This is a genomic window from Eudoraea algarum (assembly GCF_050589645.1).
Lineage (GTDB): Bacteria > Bacteroidota > Bacteroidia > Flavobacteriales > Flavobacteriaceae > JBNGOQ01.
Map to the genome: position 1 here is coordinate 103,602 of NZ_JBNGOQ010000004.1, position 17,340 is coordinate 120,941.

General features: G+C 46.9%; 21 protein-coding genes. 10 read left to right on the plus strand and 11 right to left on the minus strand.

What is annotated here, in order from left to right; genetic code table 11:
- The first annotated feature begins 17 nt into the window (after positions 1-17).
- Genes ACRD67_RS15510 through ACRD67_RS15525 form a run of 4 tightly spaced genes read left to right on the plus strand, consistent with a single transcriptional unit; the run spans position 18 to position 2,378 of the window.
- Complete coding sequence (locus tag ACRD67_RS15510; RefSeq protein ID WP_430968137.1) at positions 18-704, plus strand: DUF8457 domain-containing protein; 687 nt, start codon at positions 18-20, stop codon at positions 702-704.
- A 58-nt stretch (positions 705-762) separates the two neighbouring features.
- Positions 763-1,119, plus strand: a complete 357-nt coding sequence (locus tag ACRD67_RS15515; protein ID WP_430968138.1) for a DoxX family protein — start codon at positions 763-765, stop codon at positions 1,117-1,119.
- A gap of 9 nt (positions 1,120-1,128) precedes the next feature.
- Positions 1,129-1,800: a 16S rRNA (cytidine(1402)-2'-O)-methyltransferase gene (gene rsmI / locus ACRD67_RS15520; protein WP_430968139.1), complete on the plus strand. Its 672-nt coding sequence runs from the start codon at positions 1,129-1,131 to the stop codon at positions 1,798-1,800.
- A complete protein-coding gene (locus tag ACRD67_RS15525; RefSeq protein WP_430968140.1) occupies positions 1,800-2,378 on the plus strand; it encodes a uracil-DNA glycosylase family protein in 579 nt (192 codons plus the stop codon). The genes rsmI and ACRD67_RS15525 overlap by 1 nt, the downstream gene beginning before the upstream one ends.
- A 7-nt stretch (positions 2,379-2,385) precedes the next feature.
- On the opposite strand, the gene ade is transcribed toward ACRD67_RS15525, so the two are convergent.
- Together ade and ACRD67_RS15535 are read right to left on the minus strand one after the other, a co-directional pair.
- Positions 2,386-4,008, minus strand: coding sequence for an adenine deaminase (gene ade, locus ACRD67_RS15530; RefSeq protein ID WP_430968141.1), 1,623 nt, complete (start codon positions 4,006-4,008; stop codon positions 2,386-2,388).
- Entirely contained in the window at positions 4,009-4,599 is a 591-nt protein-coding gene (locus tag ACRD67_RS15535) for a carboxymuconolactone decarboxylase family protein (protein ID WP_430968142.1), read from the minus strand.
- Between the two features lie 58 nt (positions 4,600-4,657).
- Between ACRD67_RS15535 and ACRD67_RS15540 the strand changes: the two genes are divergently transcribed.
- From ACRD67_RS15540 to recJ, 3 genes are all read left to right on the plus strand, one after another.
- Positions 4,658-5,086 carry an OsmC family protein gene (locus ACRD67_RS15540; protein WP_430968143.1) on the plus strand — a complete coding sequence of 143 codons (429 nt, stop codon included), beginning with the start codon at positions 4,658-4,660 and terminating at the stop codon, positions 5,084-5,086.
- A gap of 369 nt (positions 5,087-5,455) precedes the next feature.
- Positions 5,456-5,800: a GIY-YIG nuclease family protein gene (locus tag ACRD67_RS15545; RefSeq protein ID WP_430968144.1), complete on the plus strand. Its 345-nt coding sequence runs from the start codon at positions 5,456-5,458 to the stop codon at positions 5,798-5,800.
- 16 nt (positions 5,801-5,816) lie between these two features.
- Entirely contained in the window at positions 5,817-7,508 is a 1,692-nt protein-coding gene (gene recJ / locus ACRD67_RS15550; RefSeq protein ID WP_430968145.1) for a single-stranded-DNA-specific exonuclease RecJ, read from the plus strand.
- A gap of 57 nt (positions 7,509-7,565) precedes the next feature.
- On the opposite strand, the gene ACRD67_RS15555 is transcribed toward recJ, so the two are convergent.
- The 3 genes from ACRD67_RS15555 to ACRD67_RS15565 are packed head-to-tail and all read right to left on the minus strand — an operon-like array spanning position 7,566 to position 10,752.
- Positions 7,566-8,018 (minus strand): DoxX family membrane protein, encoded by a 453-nt coding sequence (locus tag ACRD67_RS15555; RefSeq protein WP_430968146.1) that lies wholly within the window; start codon positions 8,016-8,018, stop codon positions 7,566-7,568.
- The gene (locus tag ACRD67_RS15560) at positions 8,018-8,647 is read right to left on the minus strand and encodes an HmuY family protein (RefSeq protein ID WP_430968147.1); all 630 of its coding nucleotides are present in this window, start codon (positions 8,645-8,647) and stop codon (positions 8,018-8,020) included. Before ACRD67_RS15560 ends, ACRD67_RS15555 begins: the two co-directional genes overlap by 1 nt.
- An 11-nt stretch (positions 8,648-8,658) precedes the next feature.
- Positions 8,659-10,752: a TonB-dependent receptor plug domain-containing protein gene (locus ACRD67_RS15565; protein WP_430968148.1), complete on the minus strand. Its 2,094-nt coding sequence runs from the start codon at positions 10,750-10,752 to the stop codon at positions 8,659-8,661.
- 103 nt (positions 10,753-10,855) lie between these two features.
- Here ACRD67_RS15565 and ACRD67_RS15570 point away from each other — a divergent pair, with 103 nt between their 5' ends.
- From ACRD67_RS15570 to ACRD67_RS15580, 3 genes are read left to right on the plus strand one after another with little or no spacing between them, the layout of a single operon-like run.
- Entirely contained in the window at positions 10,856-11,785 is a 930-nt protein-coding gene (locus tag ACRD67_RS15570; RefSeq protein ID WP_430968149.1) for a DUF6607 family protein, read from the plus strand.
- Complete coding sequence (locus ACRD67_RS15575) at positions 11,769-12,326, plus strand: FMN-binding protein (RefSeq protein WP_430968150.1); 558 nt, start codon at positions 11,769-11,771, stop codon at positions 12,324-12,326. Before ACRD67_RS15570 ends, ACRD67_RS15575 begins: the two co-directional genes overlap by 17 nt.
- A gap of 5 nt (positions 12,327-12,331) precedes the next feature.
- A complete protein-coding gene (locus tag ACRD67_RS15580; RefSeq protein WP_430968151.1) occupies positions 12,332-12,688 on the plus strand; it encodes a hypothetical protein in 357 nt (118 codons plus the stop codon).
- Here ACRD67_RS15580 and ACRD67_RS15585 read toward each other — a convergent pair.
- The 6 genes from ACRD67_RS15585 to ACRD67_RS15610 form a co-directional block, all read right to left on the minus strand.
- Positions 12,685-13,443, minus strand: a complete 759-nt coding sequence (locus ACRD67_RS15585; RefSeq protein WP_430968672.1) for a UDP-2,3-diacylglucosamine diphosphatase — start codon at positions 13,441-13,443, stop codon at positions 12,685-12,687. The genes ACRD67_RS15580 and ACRD67_RS15585 overlap by 4 nt on opposite strands.
- 47 nt (positions 13,444-13,490) lie before the next feature.
- Positions 13,491-13,940: a 6-pyruvoyl trahydropterin synthase family protein gene (locus tag ACRD67_RS15590; protein ID WP_430968152.1), complete on the minus strand. Its 450-nt coding sequence runs from the start codon at positions 13,938-13,940 to the stop codon at positions 13,491-13,493.
- A gap of 66 nt (positions 13,941-14,006) precedes the next feature.
- Positions 14,007-14,423: a hypothetical protein gene (locus ACRD67_RS15595; protein ID WP_430968153.1), complete on the minus strand. Its 417-nt coding sequence runs from the start codon at positions 14,421-14,423 to the stop codon at positions 14,007-14,009.
- Between the two features lie 244 nt (positions 14,424-14,667).
- Positions 14,668-15,435, minus strand: a complete 768-nt coding sequence (locus ACRD67_RS15600) for an enoyl-CoA hydratase/isomerase family protein (RefSeq protein WP_430968154.1) — start codon at positions 15,433-15,435, stop codon at positions 14,668-14,670.
- A gap of 21 nt (positions 15,436-15,456) precedes the next feature.
- Positions 15,457-16,791, minus strand: coding sequence for an MATE family efflux transporter (locus ACRD67_RS15605; protein ID WP_430968155.1), 1,335 nt, complete (start codon positions 16,789-16,791; stop codon positions 15,457-15,459).
- 12 nt (positions 16,792-16,803) lie between these two features.
- Positions 16,804-17,304: a GNAT family N-acetyltransferase gene (locus ACRD67_RS15610; RefSeq protein ID WP_430968156.1), complete on the minus strand. Its 501-nt coding sequence runs from the start codon at positions 17,302-17,304 to the stop codon at positions 16,804-16,806.
- Positions 17,305-17,340: the final 36 nt, after the last annotated feature.

Sequence of the window (17,340 nt, forward strand, 5' to 3'; positions counted from 1 at the left end):
AGGTAAAATAAAATGGTATGAAGCGAAAATTGAAAGAGGAACTGGTAAAGATGTCCACTGACATCATAACCTCCCGGGGGCTGACGGAAATAAACGAACTGTACGAAGCGGCAAAAACGCTATACGAAAAGTTGGCGGTGCTGAAGTTTATCGAGGAGAAATTGAATGATATAGAAATAGATGTTTCCAAAAACGTGGTGGCCTCTAAATTTGAGAAAATGGCCAATGCGGTAATGGATGCCAATACCTCCGTACCGGAGACCAATCCGCACGAAGAGGACATTATTACACCAGGTATAGATACGATCAAGGACATGGTCATGGAAATGCCCACGGCCGCTGAGGCCGATAGGGTGTTTGCAGAGTTTATGCCAAAGTCGGATGTAATGAAGAACGACAAGGAGTGGACAGCCCCGGACGCGCTAAACGGCCCGTCGGAAGACACAAAGAACACATCCCTGAACGACCGGCTTACCAAGGACATTTCAGTGGGCCTAAACGATCGGTTGGCCTTTGTGAAACATCTTTTTAATGACAGCACAGAGGATTACAATCGCGTGCTTTCCCAATTGAATACCATAGATACGGAAGAGCGGTCCATTGCCTTTGTAACGAATATGGTAAAACCGGATTACAACAACTGGGAGGGCAAAGAACAGTATGAAGCGCGTTTCATGGCCTTGATCGAACGCAAGTTTTCATAAGCAAGGAATTGTTATTTTGTTATCTTTAATACGATAAACCAATAACAACCTTAGTAAAATGAAAACCAAAAAAATTCTCTATTGGGTGGCCACTGGCCTTTTCTCCCTTTTGATGCTGTTCTCGGCAAGCATGTATTTTTTTAATTATGAAGAGGTAGCCCAGACCTTCACCAAGCTGGGTCATCCGTCCTATGTTGTCTATCCGCTTGCGGTACTAAAATTATTGGGTCTCGGTGTAATCCTTAGCAATAGGGGAGGCGCCTTAAAGGAATGGGCCTATGCAGGCTTTTTCTTCAATTTTGTGCTCGCCTTCTTTGCCCATTTTATGAACAATGATGGGGAACACATGGGGGCTTTGATAGGTATAATTTTGGTGCTTAGCTCTTATTTTTTGGGAAAACAGGTGAGGCCCTAACACGCTAAAATGGCAAAACTCTTTATCGTTCCTACGCCCATAGGCAATTTGGAGGATATCACTTTGAGGGCCCTACGGGTCTTAAAGGAAGTGGATCTTATATTGGCAGAGGACACGCGTACCAGTGGGAAGTTATTACAGCATTACGGAATAGATACCCCCATGCAAAGTCATCATATGCACAATGAGCATAAGACCGTGGCGGGTATTGTTAAACGTTTGCAGGCCGGGGCCGCGCTGGCACTCATTTCCGACGCGGGAACCCCTGCGATTTCCGATCCAGGATTTTTATTGACCAGGGCATGTCTAGAGCATGGAATCGATGTGGAATGTTTGCCGGGGGCTACAGCTTTTGTGCCCGCCTTGGTGAATAGTGGCCTCCCTAATGACCGCTTTGTATTCGAGGGATTTTTGCCAGTAAAAAAAGGGCGACAGACCAGGTTGAAAACATTGGCTGGGGAAGCCCGGACCATGGTATTCTACGAATCCCCCCATAAACTGATCAAGACCCTCACCCAATTTGCCGACTACTTTGGATCGGACAGGATCATTTCCATTTCTAGGGAGCTCAGTAAAATACATGAGGAAACGCAAAGGGGCACAATTACGGAAGTTTTGCAACATTATACCGACAAACCTCCAAAGGGAGAAATCGTAATCGTAGTTGCAGGTAAAAAGTAATGCAAGAATTGCTCACCAACATTAGGGCGTGTGAAGTCTGTCGGGCTCAATTGCCCCTGGGCCCAAGGCCCATTGTGGCTGCCCACCCCGATGCCAAAATCATCATCATAGGGCAGGCACCGGGGACCAAGGTACACGAAACCGGGATTCCGTGGGACGACCCCAGTGGAAGACAGCTCCGCAAATGGCTCAATGTGTCCGATGCCGTTTTTTATGATGCATCGCAGATTGCCTTGATCCCTATGGGCTTCTGTTATCCGGGAAAAGGTAAATCGGGCGATCTTCCCCCCAGGCCAGAATGTGCCCCCTTGTGGCATGAAGCCCTGTGGGAGGCGATGCCGCAGTTGGAACTTATTGTTTTGATCGGCACCTATGCCCAGAACTACTATTTGGGGGAAAGGACCAAAAAGAACCTTACGGAAACGGTACAAGCGTATAGGGACTATCTGCCCAAATATATCCCCTTGCCACACCCCTCACCGAGAAATCGGTTTTGGCTAAGCAAAAACCCTTGGTTCAATGATCAGGTGGTTCCGGAACTGCAGGAACGAATATCCCGGATTGTCAAAAAGGAGTAGTTCTGGTTTAGGGGCGTAAAGCAACAAAATCGAATTTTTTTCCGCTAAAAAGACCTTTGTCCGAAAGCTTCAGGTCCGGAATTACCAGCAGGGCCATAAAGGAGAGTGTCATAAACGGGGCACGTAATCTGCTTCCCAGTGCTTTGGCCATGGCATCGATTGCCTCATACGCCTTCCCGGTGCTCCACCCGTCCCTGTCGCTCATGATTCCTGCAACGGGCAAGGCAAGACTTCGCTGCTCTTCTTCGTGCACCGCACAGATGCCTCCCTTGTTGCCTATGATAAGGTTTACCGCCTTGCAAAGTTCAGCATCGGAGGTGCCCACCGCAATGATATTATGCGAATCATGGGCAACCGAACTTGCAATGGCTCCCTGTTTTAGACCAAAGTTCTTTATAAAGCCTATGGCCGGCGGAGCGTCATTGTATCGGTTGACCACGATAATTTTCAAAATATCGTTTTCCGTATCCGACACCAGTTTTCCATCCTTCTCCAGAGCTGAGGCAATAATTTCATTGGTAATCAACTCCCCGTCCAAAGCTTCTATTACCCGAATGTTCCCAGCTGTGGCAGACAGGTAAAAATCCGCTTCCTTCTTGGGACCGATCTTAAAATTGTTGGGGGTCTCAAAGGGAACCGAATCAATAAAAGAGGTGCCGTTTTCTGCGACGAGCTCTCCTTGGATATAGGTCTGTAGTACCTTGAATTCTTTTAAATCTTCTACCAGGATAAAGTCGGCAGGATCCCCTTCCCTTAATCGGCCCACGTCCATCCCATAATGTTCAACCGGGTTTACACAAGCCGCTTGCAGTACCTTGAACACATCCACACCCTTGGCCACTGCCCGGGCACAGAGTTGATTGATATGACCCAGGATGAGGTCGTCGGGATGCTTGTCATCCGAGCAGAACATCATTCGTTCAAAATTATCCGGTAGCAGATCGATCAGTGCCTCAAAATTTTTGGCAGCACTCCCTTCGCGAATGATTACTTTCATGCCCAGCTCCAGTTTTTCCTTGGCCTCGGCATAGGTAAAACACTCATGATCGGTACTGATGCCCGCGGAAATGTACTTTTTGGCCTCCATGCCGCGTAATCCAGGGGCGTGGCCATCAATGGGCTTGTTATAATGTTTGGCCCACGACAACTTTTTAAGCACCTCCTCATCATCAAAAAGCACGCCGGGATAATTCATCATTTCTGCCAAATAGTAGATGTCCTTCAAAGACAATAAATCCGATATGGCATCGGAATCAATGTTTGCTCCCGCGGTTTCGAAGCCCGTGGCCGGTACGCAGGAAGGCGCCCCAAAATGAAATTTAAAGGGTGTCTTTTTCCCGTTTCTGATCATAAAATCCACTCCTTCCACACCGAGCACATTGGCTATTTCATGAGGGTCGGATACGGTGGCGACGGTCCCGTGCAGCACGGCCAATCGCGCAAATTCGGACGGCACAAGCATGGAGCTCTCAATATGGATATGGGCATCGATAAACCCAGGGAGTATAAACACCTTGTTTTCGTGCGCTTTTTCGGTGATAGCCACTATTTTGCCTTCGGAGATACTGAGTTCGGCGGCGTAAATACGCCGGGCAAAAATATCGACCAAATGTCCTTGGACTTTTTTCATTTAGCGGTGTTTACCGGTGTTCCAGCCGTGTTTTCCCAAGTACTGTTCTCCGCTTTCCACGGCGCCGTCTTCAATATGGGTGCCCATGGAGTCGTTCCAACGGTTCAGGTACCCAAAGAGCGAAATAACACCCAACATTTCCACGATTTCCCCTTCCTCCCAATGTTCGTACAAACGAGCTTTGATATCATCGTCCACGGCATTGGGTACTTGTGAAGCGGCCAGGGAAAAATCAAGGGCGGCCCGTTCTGCTTCAGAAAAGGCATGATGGGTACGGTATTCCCAGATGTTGTCCAGTTGTTCCTGTTCCGCTCCGTAACGTTCCGCTGCGCGTATGGCATGGGCCTGGCAGTAGCGACAGCCGGTAGCGTTGCTGCTTACCCAAGCAATCATCCGTTTTAGTGCTGAGCTTACCCTACCGTCATTGGCCATTACGGCCTTGTTGAGGTTGATAAAAGCTTTGGAGATGGCCGGACGGTGCTGCATGGTAAGCACGGAATTGGGACAAAAGCCCAAGGTCTCATTAAAAAATTCGGCCAATTTCTTGGTCTCTTTATCGTGGCTTTGGTCTAAGGGTTGTACTAAGGGCATAGGGATTTTTTTAAGATCTTTTTGTTGTATTTTTGAGAGGTACAAGAAACGAAAAATTATGGGTACAACAAATCATATCACCACCAAATGGCTGGGCAATATGGCCTTTGAGAGCAACAATCCGTCCGGGCAAAGCATACGCATCGATGCCGGACCGGAAAACGGGGGCGAGGGTAACGGCCTACGGCCAAAAGCCCTGATGCTTTCCTCCCTTGCGGGCTGTTCCGGTCTGGATGTGGCTTCCCTGATCAAAAAAATGAAATTGGAGGTCGATGAGTTCCGGATGGAAACCATAGCGAACCTTACCGATGAACACCCCAAATATTACGATTCGGTGGTGTTGGAATACCATTTTTATGGGAGCAATCTCAAAGAGGGAAAATTGCAAAAAGCGATAGATCTTTCCCTGGAAAAGTATTGTGGGGTTTCGGAGATGTTCAGGAGATTTGCGGACTTTAAGACCAAGACCATTTTTCATCATACCTGAAGAAGTTCAAGTTCAAGCTTTAAGGGCAAGGGTAAGTTTGGAGAATTGAGTATATGGGGTAGGAATGTGAATCATAGGCAAGCAAGGCAAGTCGTTACGGGTATGGTACGGATTTAGGCGGAATACCTAAACGTCACTTCGAGTGATTTCGACGAAGTCGAAATTGTATCGAGAAGAAGTTCAAGTTCAAGCTTTAAGGGCAAGGGTAAGTTTGGAGAATTGAGTATATGGGGTAGGAATGTGAATCATAGGCAAGCAAGGCAAGTCGTTACGGGTATGGTACGGATTTAGGCGGAATACCTAAACGTCACTTTGAGTGATTTCGACGAAGTCGAAATTGTATCGAGAAGAAGGGGTAATTCAAGGACAATGAAGGTGTCATATGTTTATATCTTGAGATGCTCGGACGGGACCTATTATACAGGGGTTACCACTGATTTGAATCAACGCTTGTTAGAGCATCAGGCAGGAAAACACCCAGTTAGTCACACCTATACAAGAAGGCCAATATGCTTAGTTTTCTTTGCTGAATTTACGTGTGCTCATCTTGCCATTGAAAAAGAAAAACAGATAAAAAAATGGTCTAGAGCCAAAAAGGAGGCCTTGATCAAAGGTAGGTATGACACCTTACCCAATTTGGCCAAGAAAAATTTATGTAACAGGTTCTTGATACATCATTTTGCTATGCGCAAAATGCCACTCGAACTGACGTAAACAGTATTACTTAACCATGCGCTGGACAATAAAACCCAAACCGGAACAACAACAAATAGACACCCTGGCCCAAGCGCTTGGGGTGGACGAATTGGTAGCTCAATTGTTGGTACAGCGAGGCATTACCAATTTTTCGGAAGCAAAGGAATTCTTTAGGCCCCAATTGTCCGATTTGCACGACCCTTTTTTGATGAGAGATATGGATTTGGCGGTGGAACGGATAGGGAAAGCCATCGCCAAGCAGGAAAACATACTCGTGTATGGGGACTACGATGTGGATGGGACCACGGCAGTAGCCTTATTGTCCACCTATTTGATGGAATATTATACCAATGTGGCCACGTACATTCCCGATCGTTATGATGAAGGATATGGGGTGTCTTACAAAGGAATTGATTTTGCCCAGGACAACGGATTTACATTAATTATTGCCCTGGATTGTGGGGTAAAGGCGATAGACAAAGTGGCCTATGCCAAGGAAAAGGAGATCGACTTCATCATCTGCGATCACCATCGGCCTGGCCCTAAGTTACCCGATGCAGTTGCCGTTTTGGATCCCAAACGTGAGGATTGTCCCTATCCCTACGACGAGCTTTGTGGATGCGGGGTGGCTTTTAAGTTGATACAGGCGCTGGGACTAAGAAGAGGGCAAAATACGGACGATTTGGTTCCTTATTTGGATTTGGTTGCAACCGCCATCGGGGCCGACATTGTGCCCATTACCGGAGAAAATAGGGTGTTGACCTATTACGGTCTACAAATTATAAACACCACGCCCCGAATCGGGTTCAACGCCATTATAGATACCCTTAAAAAAAAGCAACTCAGCATTACCGATGTGGTCTTTATTATTGCGCCGCGGATCAATGCGGCTGGGCGAATGAAACATGGCCAGCATGCTGTAAATCTTTTAACGGCAACAGATTTTGACCAGGCCAGGAAGTTTGCCGAAGAAATTGAACGGTACAATACCGATAGAAGGGGATTGGATCAGGAAATTACCCAGGAAGCCTTGGCCCAGATTTTGGAAAATAAGGAAGAAGAGCGATTTACCTCGGTGGTCTACAAGGATTCCTGGCACAAGGGGGTAATCGGCATTGTGGCCTCTCGCCTTACCGAAACCTACTACCGCCCTACCTTGGTGTTTACCAAAAGTGGGGACAAACTGGCGGCCTCTGCCCGTTCGGTCAAGGGTTTTGATGTATACAACGCACTCCTAGGATGTGCCGATTGCATTGAACAGTTTGGGGGGCACAAATACGCGGCCGGACTTACACTTTTGGAAGAGCAGTATGAGAACTTTAAGCAACGATTTGAGCAAGTGGTGTCCGCTACCATAGACCCAGAACTACTTAGCCCGGAAATCACCGTGGATGCCCCAATCCGATTGGAAGAGATAACCCCTAAATTGATGCGGGTCCTAAAACAGTTTGCCCCCTTTGGTCCTGGTAACATGGCCCCGGTCTTTATGGCCGAAGGGTTGACCGATACGGGCTATGCAAGGGGTGTAGGGGAGGACCAAAAACACTTGAAGCTTTCCGCCATACAAAATGGGAGCGGCCCTATAGGCGGTATCGGTTTTGGTTTGGGGGATAGACTTGCGTTGATTTCCAACAAAAAGTCTTTTTCTGCCGCCTTTTCCATTGAGGAAAATGAATGGCAAGGGAACGTAAGCCTGCAGTTAAAGCTTCGGGATATAAGATCATGAAATAAGGCCCAAAAGGAATTACCCCCTGGGCCTTGAAGAAAACCAACTAACACAAGCCTAAGGCAAAGGGTTAATCCAAAGCAGGTTTTTCCATTTCCTTTTTTCCTTGGCCACCAAGAGGATGTTTATGCCCAACAAACCGGCCGTTTGCATCAGTTCCCCCACTTCATCGACTTCCAAGAATAGGTGGAACAAAAAGATGTGCAGGGTAATGGGCAACAGGAATACCGCACCGATAAATCCTGTTCCCTGTATTAGGAGCAATAGGCCAAAAAATATTTCGCATACCCCCAGGAGCTGCCAGAAATATCCCGTCTGTTTCGCCCCGTTGATGTACAATATTTTCTGTAAGGTGCTTTCCTTGTCCGGGGAGGTGAATTTGGAGGCCTTCTCCACCACTTCCACAGGCGCGGGATTCGGTTTTTGAAATTTCTGTATGCCTCCGTAGAGCATCATGCCCCCTAAAATGAGTCGAAGCGCGATAAACAAGAGTTGTATAGATTTTCCCATTATTCCAAGGATGTTTCGCCCGCATTGGGATTGTAGATATAATTGAAGGTATAATAGCGGGCTTCGTCCACAGAACCATCAGGGGCCGCCGGCGCATCCTTGTAATAGCTGAGGAATTCTACCTTGGCGTATTTCCCGTCAAAAGTACGGACCATCAGAATCCTTCCTGGAATGGGACTCACCACGTTGGTCATAAAATTGTAATTGTACCAGCCGTTGTCGCTTCCGGTAGGGACGGCAAAGGCACCATCGGCGTCCTGGATAAAGCTTAGGCCATCCGCACTGGTAATACTGGCAAAGGTGCCAGTGGCCAGAAAAGCGGCTGCATTTCCGTTGCGCGCTGGTTCGTCATTGGTGCCGGTCGCAGCACCTCCGTTTACCGCAATAATGGTGCCCCGAAAGGCGATATCCCAATCCGTTTCACTGGAGGTTACGGCACCGGTGGCGAAGCTGAATTTGGTAAAGGGTCCTCCGGCAGGTTCGCCCTGTTCACCCGTTTGCGGAGCGGGGATGTTGTTGGCAGTTCTACTTTCAACGGCCTGTAATTGTGGAGTTTCATCATCATCACTGCAAGCCATAAAAACCATTGCGACCAAGGATAGGAACATAAATTTACATGTAGATTTCATAGGTATTGATTTTAGAATTGAATATTAAGTTTTACAAAGCCCTGTATACCGGGAAGGTTTGGAATGTTTTCACGATCTGTATAATCCAAAAGGTTGTTGGCCCCTATCTGTAGGGTATAATCATCATGGAACGTCTTGTTAATCGCTACGTTGGCCTGGGCATACCCATCTACAAAGGAGGTGTCAAAATCATCGAGGATACCGTTGCCGTTGCCATCGAAAAGGCCATATTTGCTCCGGTAGTTTATACGTAAGTTAAAGTTGAGGTCCCAGAGTGGAACGTTACCAAAAACCTTAAAGTTGGCCGTGTGCCTGGAACGGTTCACCAAGCCGAAGTAATCGGAATTGTCCAGTACAACGGTCTGAAGCGATTGCGGGTCTCGGGCAAAGATCTCTCCCCGTTCCAAGGCTACCTTTTTTTCCTTGTCCTTTGTATATAACAGTTGATAACCTCCCGAAATCTGTAGGCCCTTGGCTAGTTTGTATTCGGCGTTGATTTCTAGACCTGTGGTGTATATCCTGTTGAAATTGGTATAGCTGAAGACGTTCTGGCCATTGGTTTTACGGGCAATGATCCGGGTGTCGATGAGGTTTTCAAAATCGTTTCGAAAGAAGTTGATATCGGTGGCAAGCCTTCCCTTTTTAAAGGATGCTCCCAAATTGTAGCCCACGGAACTTTCGGGTCGCAGGGGTTCGCCAAGCTCTGAAGTATCAAACAGGATATCCGTGAGCTGGCCCTGCTCGTCCAATTCCCGGACCTTGTCGATAGCCGCATTATAACCCAATACGGTATAACCCACAGCCGAGTTGGTGAAGTCGAAATACAGCTGGCGAAAATCGGGAGCCTTAAACCCATAGCCCACGGAACCCTTTAGGGAAAGGTATGGACCCAAGGCATAGTGGCTAGAGAATTTTGGACTAAACTGTGAGCGGTACTCGCTGTGGTCATCGAAACGGGCACCGATAATCAAATTGAGTTTTTCAAAAGGGAAAAAGTCGTATTGCGTATAGGCATACTGCGAGTTAAAAGTGACCTGCTCGTCAAAAAAGGTCCTATCCAGGTTTTCATGTGCAAAGCCCACTCCTGTGATAAGGGTATGTTTTGGTTTTAAGGAGTAGGTGGCCCTAATTTCCGGTCGTAACATGTTCTGGTCAAATTCACTTTCGCTGAATACATCGGCTGTGATGGGGCTCTCCAAAATTTCGGTGGCCTTGTACCTCGTGGCATAGAATTCATATTGGAAATGGAGTTTTTTGCCTGTCGAATGATCTAGGCGAAGGTGGGTATTGAATTCATCAATGTCGCTACTTCCTTCAAACAGGTCTTCTTCCACGGACAAGGAGCTTTCTTGTCGCTGATTGTAGTAACGTCCCGAAGTGAATAACACTAGATTATCCGAAAAATCGTAGAAAAACTGCCCGTTAAAGGTGTAGTTTTCAAAAGGATCTACCGTTTGTCCTTGGATGTCCGGACGCAGGTCATATCCATCGCTTTGTAGGGTATTGGCGAAAAAGGAATATCCAAAACGCTTTATTCTTTGTCGGAGCGCCATGTTGGCATCATGGGTATTGAAGGAGGCGAATCTGTAGGACACACTTCCATTTAGGCTGGAATCCTTGGGGGTTTCCGTAATAACATTGATGACGCCACCAAGCGCTTCGGAACCGTATAGGCTGGAGGAGGGGCCTTTCACTACCTCAATTTGTTGGATGTTACCTACCGTAAGCCGACTCAGATCAAAGTTTCCAGCAGATCTGCCCACCAAAGGAACACCATTTATAAGAACAAGTACGTAGTCCGAAGCAATGCCCTGGATCTGTACACCATCAAAGCCACTTTCATCGGCAACGGTGATGATTCCGGTCTGCTCATTTAGAATTTCGTTGAGACGGACCACCCCGGTCTGTCGCAGCTGCTTTTTGGAAATTAAGGTTACGGGTAAAGGGATGGAAGAGAGCTGCCTAAGCGTCCGCGTAGCGGTCACGACCACTTCATCCAAGGTTTCCAGCACTAAGGAGTCTGCGATCGCTACTTTATTTTGCGAAAAGATAATGCTCGTGGAAACTACAATAAACAAAGGGGCTAACACCTTATTTAGATTCATTCCTAATAATTTTTTGACAAATATATAGATCTTATTTTTATTTGATCTAAATAAATTTAATATTTTTGATCTCAGATTTAAACGTTAACCCTTTAAACCCATCATGATGAAGAAATTTATTGCCCTAAGCGCATTGCTTTGCGGACTCACCTTTGCGGTCCATGCCCAAGAAGAAAAGAAACAACAGGATATTACCGCTATTAAGGCCATGTGCGGCTGCTATGAAGTAACGTTCAAATACACCGAGACCTTCGCCCCTGAAATTGATTATGAAAAGCATCACGATTACACTGCATCGGCCCTGGAATGGGCACAGCTTATTGAAGAGGATGATAACAAGTTATCCATACAGCATCTGCTTGTCGTTAACGATACCATGGTAGTGAAACACTGGCGCCAGGACTGGGAATATGAAAATCGTGAAGTCTTTTACTACGATAAGGTCAACAGTTGGAAATTTACAACGCTTCCCAGGGAAAGGGTAAAGGGACAGTGGACGCAAAAAGTATTTCAGGTAGATGATAGCCCCAGATATTCGGGATCCGCTACCTGGATCCATGCCGATGGCAGGCATTACTGGGAGAACAAAACCGCTTCCCCACTTCCCCGACGGGAATATACCAAGCGAACCGATTACAACGTCATGTTCCGAGGCAACCGTCATGAGATTACGGACTATGGATGGCTACACGAACAGGACAACGATAAAGTGATACGGGAGAATGACAGGGAAGACCTGCTCTTGGTCCAGGAAAAGGGCTATAATAGGTATACCAAGGTTGCTGATGAACGTTGCCAACTGGCTCGGGATTGGTGGAAGGAAAATGAGAAGTTTTGGGCCAAGGTTCGTAATTCCTGGAGTGCAATATATGATAAGGCAGGGGTGCTGACCCTAAAGAAAAAAGTAGACAACAAACCCTTGTACATGCACTTCTACCCTTTGGCCAAGGAAGCCCACGGGAAAAAAGAGATTACCGAACTGATCGCTAAGTTCATCGCCGATAAACCGGAAGCGGATGTTCAAGGGAAATAGCAACTTGGGCCATGGGGCAATCCTTTTATTGGCGATTGCCCTATTTTACGGGTTTTCAACCATTCAGCATTCATCCCGTTTGCGCACAAAGATGGAGCATGCCATACGGACCACCTATGAAGTGGATACCTTTAGACTAGAGACCCTTCGGGTGCCCGAAACCGTTGATGCAGTTACCCAAATCGCCTTTAACGGGAGTCGGCTATTCGGCATCAGGAAGCAAAAAACTATTATTGGCTATGCCTATTTGGGTGAAGCAAAAAGTATGAAGAAGGTATTTGATTATGTGGTACTGTTCCATCCGGATTTGAGCATCAAAAAGTCGAAGGTGCTGATATATAGGGAAGATTACGGGCAACAAATCGGATCTCAGCGCTGGTTAAAACAGTTTATTGGCCTGGCCCCTGGGGAGAACGCCATTTATGGGGACAATATAGATGCTATTGCCGGGGCCACGATTTCGGCAAGCAGCATGACCAGGGCCGTAGACGCGCTCTTGCAGGGGGTCAACGTATTGAAGCAAAAGGAAATAATAAACTAATCGGCATGAACGACATCAATCCCATATACCATAACCAATTTGGCGTGGCCTTCCAGTGGAAAAGAAATAGGGCCAAGGACCTTAAAAAAATTCAAATGGTGTTCCGGGATACGGGACTTTTGCTCACCCAGGAGGAACTGGTTCAGTTTTCACGGCATATTAAATGTACATTGGACAGCAATACCCTCTGCAAGGACTGTGCGGAAAACGAATCCTGTCGCGTGCTCTTATTGGACACCCCGGCGCCCCAGGTTAGTTTGGCGATGAACCAGAAGGAACTGCTGGCGGTGCATGACCTAGTGCAGGGCACCCTGTTTCAATTGGATCTGGACCATATGTTGGGAGATATCGTCAACGACTAATCGTCAAATTTTTCCAGGAACAGGCGGTGTCCGTCAAAAACCCCATAAGTAAAATAGGAAATCCAATCGCCCAGGTTGATGTATTTCGATTTTTCGTTCAGATCGATCTCTAGGGGTAGATGGCGGTGTCCAAAGACAAAATAGTCGAAGTGGCGCTGCTCCAATTTTCGTTTGGCGTAATGCACCAACCACTCCTTGTCTGCCCCCAAAAACTTAATGTCCTCATCTCCCGAGATTAATTTGTTCTTTACGGACAGGTGCTGGGCCAAACGCACACCCCAATCCGGGTGCAGCCATCTAAAGAGCCATTTGGCAAGCGGATTTGTAAATACCTTTTTCATCCGCTTGTAGCCTTTATCATGAGGGCCCAAGCCATCACCATGGCCGATAAAAAAGGAGGTTTCATTTAAGATGTACTGTTGTGGTTCGTGAAAGACGGGAATGTTGAGCTCTTCCTCAAAGTAACCGTTCATCCAAAGATCGTGATTGCCCACAAAATAGTAAATAGGGATGCCGGCATCGGATAGCTCGGCCAATTTCCCCAAAGTCCTGGTAAACCCTTTGGGCACCACGGTTTTGTATTCGAACCAAAAGTCGAACAGATCCCCCAGCAAGAAAATGGCAGCGGCATCGGCCTTGATATAATCTAACCAGGCCACAAATTTTTTTTCACGAGGAAGGCTTTGTTTACCAGTGGGGGCTCCCAGATGGTTATCACTGGCGAAGTAGACTTTTTTATCTTTTGGAACGTTCAGTTGTTTCATTTAGGCTGTAAAGATAAGGAAAGAACCCATGGAATATGTTAGTTGTCAGCGGCATGCCATTCTGCAAAGGCCGTTTCGGTCTCTCGAAGCTTTAGGGAGTGTAGCTGAATGTTCTCAGGAAGTCGTGCCCGAATTTTGGCCGCAAAATCGACTACCATATTTTCACTGGTAGGTTGGTAATCCGCCAAAATCACCTTATGGCCACGTTCCATTAGCTCCTCGGCCAATTCTATATGAGGGGTGTTTTTGTTGAATACCGTGGCATGGTCAAATGGGTTGACAACTTCTTCCTTCACTATTTTCTTTAAATCCCCAAAATCAATGACCATTCCCAGTTTTACATTGGAAGTATCGGTAATAGGGCTCCCAATGACCGTTACGGAAAGTTTGTAGCTGTGGCCATGGACGTTCCTGCATTTACCATCGTACCCAAAGAGGGCATGGCCTGTTTCAAAGGTGAATTGCTTGGTGATTCTGATATTTGACATGGGTCCTGTTTGCCCAGCAAAGGTAAGGATTCTTTAGAATGAAACCGTCGGAGGCCGACATTGCTTTTAGTCGATGACGATATCGAGATTTCCCGAGACCAGGCTCACATGGCAACAATCTGCTGCCACGGTGTAGACCACATTGGCCACTTCTTGGCCACCGATGAAACCCTTGAATACAATTTCCCTGGAAGTATTCTGATTTCCGGGCACAAAGAGGTCATCGTAAAGGGGATAAGAGCCTTCATTCCGCTGTGGGTCATTGTCGATAGGCCGGGTAAGATCTTCCCCCGTGGTGGCATCCCTTACCTCAAATTCATCCAGGGCGACCGGCATATCCGAGCTGTCTTGAACATTCACACTAAAGGAGACAAAGATTTCTGTACAGGCTACTCCGGTACAGCTGATTTGATCGTCATCATTCTTGTCAGAACAATTCCATATGGCCAGCATCAAAGTGCTTAAAAACAATGCTTTTTTCATTTGTTATCTATTTGGGGCATGTGAACCATAGATACGATTGTTGAACAGGTGTTGCGTGCCCGGATGTTAAAAAGAGATATGGGCTTATCGCTTAAACTTCCGTTGATTTCGCACACGATTTACGAAATAGATGATGACCACAAAAAGGGCCAACAAGGGAAAGACGAGGTCGCCATTCAAAAAGGAAAGCATATCCATAGTATTGTTTTAAGAAGGAGAACGGGAATACCTGGAGCTTATTGTTTTATTTTTTAAAAGTAGAAAGCGCTTCTTGCGCATGGGGGGATAGCACTAACTTTCCGGACATCTCCGCCCGCTGGATAAGCAGGGTATCCCAATGGTCCGTACCCTCCCAAAACACTTTCTTCATGGCCGCTAGGGCTTCCGGATTAAACGAGGCCAGTTTTTGTGTGTGAAAATACAGTTCCTTGTCCATTTGCTTCGGGCTGTCAAAAACTTTTGAAAAGAGGCCTTTCTCTTTGGCCCAATAGGCATTTTTCCATTCGGTGGGCGCCAGGGATAATTCTGCAAGACCGGCCTTTCCAATCTTGCGTTCCACTACCGGGGCAATGACCAGGGGCGCAATGCCAAGGGTAAGTTCTGAAAGACGAATCGCTGCCGCTTCCGTGGCAAAAACATAATCGCAGGCCGCGATGAGTCCAACCCCACCGCCAACAGCTTTGCCCTGAACACGACCCAAGATAATCTTTTTGCAATGGCGCATCGCATTGATTACACGGGCGAATCCGCTAAAAAAAACCTTTCCTTCGGCCTCATTGGAGATGGCTACCAATTCATCAAAAGAAGCGCCGGCACAAAAGGTGCGATCTCCTTCTGATTTCAGAACAATTAGGGATACCTCACGATTTTTTGAAAGTTCTTGGAATTCCCTGGCCAATCGTTCCAAAAGTTCGGCCACAAAGGAGTTGCTTGCCGGATGCCCAAATTCTACCGTGGCGATCCCATTTTCAATTTTGGTATAGAGACTCCCGTTTTCCCTGTTGGTACCCATCCGCTTTGCGTTTTTTCAAAATTAACCCTTTTGCAAAAGGGGGCGAAACTTTCGCCTAAATTTCCAGACCAGTGCCCCGCCCCTAATGCCCATCCAAACGATGAAGGCGATCCAAATCCCGTAGAGGCCCCATCCCATAAACTTTCCTAAGTAAAGCGTAGGGATGAATCCTAAAAAGGTAGCGGAAAGTAAGACGTTTCTAAGATATTTCATCTCGCCTAGGCCCTTAAAAAGGCCATCAAAGACAAAGGCAACGGTATTCATGGGCAGGCCTAGGATCAGAATGAAAAAAACACTGTAAAAGGTTTCCAACACCACCGTTTCATTGGAAAAGAGACTTCCGATGGGCCTATAAAATAGCACTCCGGCAAGTGCAAGGGCTGAACTTACCACTATACCGTACAGAATAATTTTTTTGGAAAGCTTCCAAAGTCCGTTATAATCCCTTTCTCCCAAAAGTTTCCCTCCCATAATGTTGCCCGCTGCCCCGTAGCCATCAATAAAAAAGGCGGCGAAGAGCCAGAGATTGAGGGCAATGGTATGGGCACCAATGTAGCGGTCGCCCAGTGCCGTTGCTTCACGGACTGCCAGGACCAGGGCCGCATTCAGTGCCAAGGCACGCACAAAAAGATTTAAGCTCATAACGACCAAACGCCCCAACTCTGGATTTAACGGAAAACGAAGTCTAAGGCTTATCTGGGTCTTCAGGACCAGGAGCACAAAGGCCATCAACGCCATTACCCCTTGGGAGATAAGACTTGCCCAAGCGGCTCCCTCGAGATACATGGGGGCTATGAAATCCTCAATGCCATATACCAGGATAAGGTCTAGCACCACGTTCAGTACCGCGCCCACTAGCGCAATGAGCATAGGCCAATAGGTGTTTTGCAAACCCCTGAAAATACCAAAGACAGCAAAGGTAAAAAGCGTTAGGGGAAAGCCCCATACGCGTATGGAGTAGTAGGAGATGCAAAACTCCAAAATCTTACCAGAGGCTTCCAAAAGCCGAAAAATATCTTCGGCCACGAAGATGGTGGAAATTAGAATAAGGATGCTGAGCGAGATATTAAAAAAAATGGCCTGTGCCGGTAGGGATTTCACCTCTTCCAAACGGCCTGCTCCCAAGTATTGGGACATAATCGCGGAAATAGAACTTCGGGTCTGCCCCAGTATCCAAATCAGCATGGACAAAAAGGAACCTACGATACCTGCTGCGGCCAAGGATTCCAGTCCATTCTGTGGAATGTTGCCCACAATGGCCGTATCGGTAATGGACAAAAGGGGTTCTGCGATACCTGCTACGGTAGCGGGGACGGCCAGCCTATTGATGGTTTTAAAGGTGATAAGCGTCTTCAAAAAAGAAATGTTTTAGAGCACGAGTTCATAGCAGTGGAAAGGGTGTTCACTTTGTTTGGGGAAGTAAATATCTGCCAAACGCCTATAACCCCGGGTCTCATAAAACCTCTGGTTCCTCTTGTTCTGGCTAAAGGTATCCAAACGGACCGAGCTAAAATTGTGCTTCCTGGAATAGTCCTCCGCAAAACGCATGAGGTCCTGAGCGTATCCTCTACCCTGGTGTTGGGGGTGCACGCATAAACGATGAATGTAACTGTTGTTTTCATTTGGGGTGAGCCATTGGATCGGAACGTATTCCTCGTCCATTTTGGTGGAAATTACGATGGCTCCAATAATTTCACCATCTAGATCTAACACGTAGAGCTCTGCTCTTTTTATATCGGTCATAAAAGCTTCCCTGGACGGATAGTGCTCGTTCCATTGATAGATCCCATTCGCTATCATATGGGCGGCACAGGCTTTGGTTAAGTTCATTATATCGTTTATTTCCGATATCTTTGCGCGTCGGATCATACTTAGGTTTTCAATTTAATTGTAAATTTATACTAT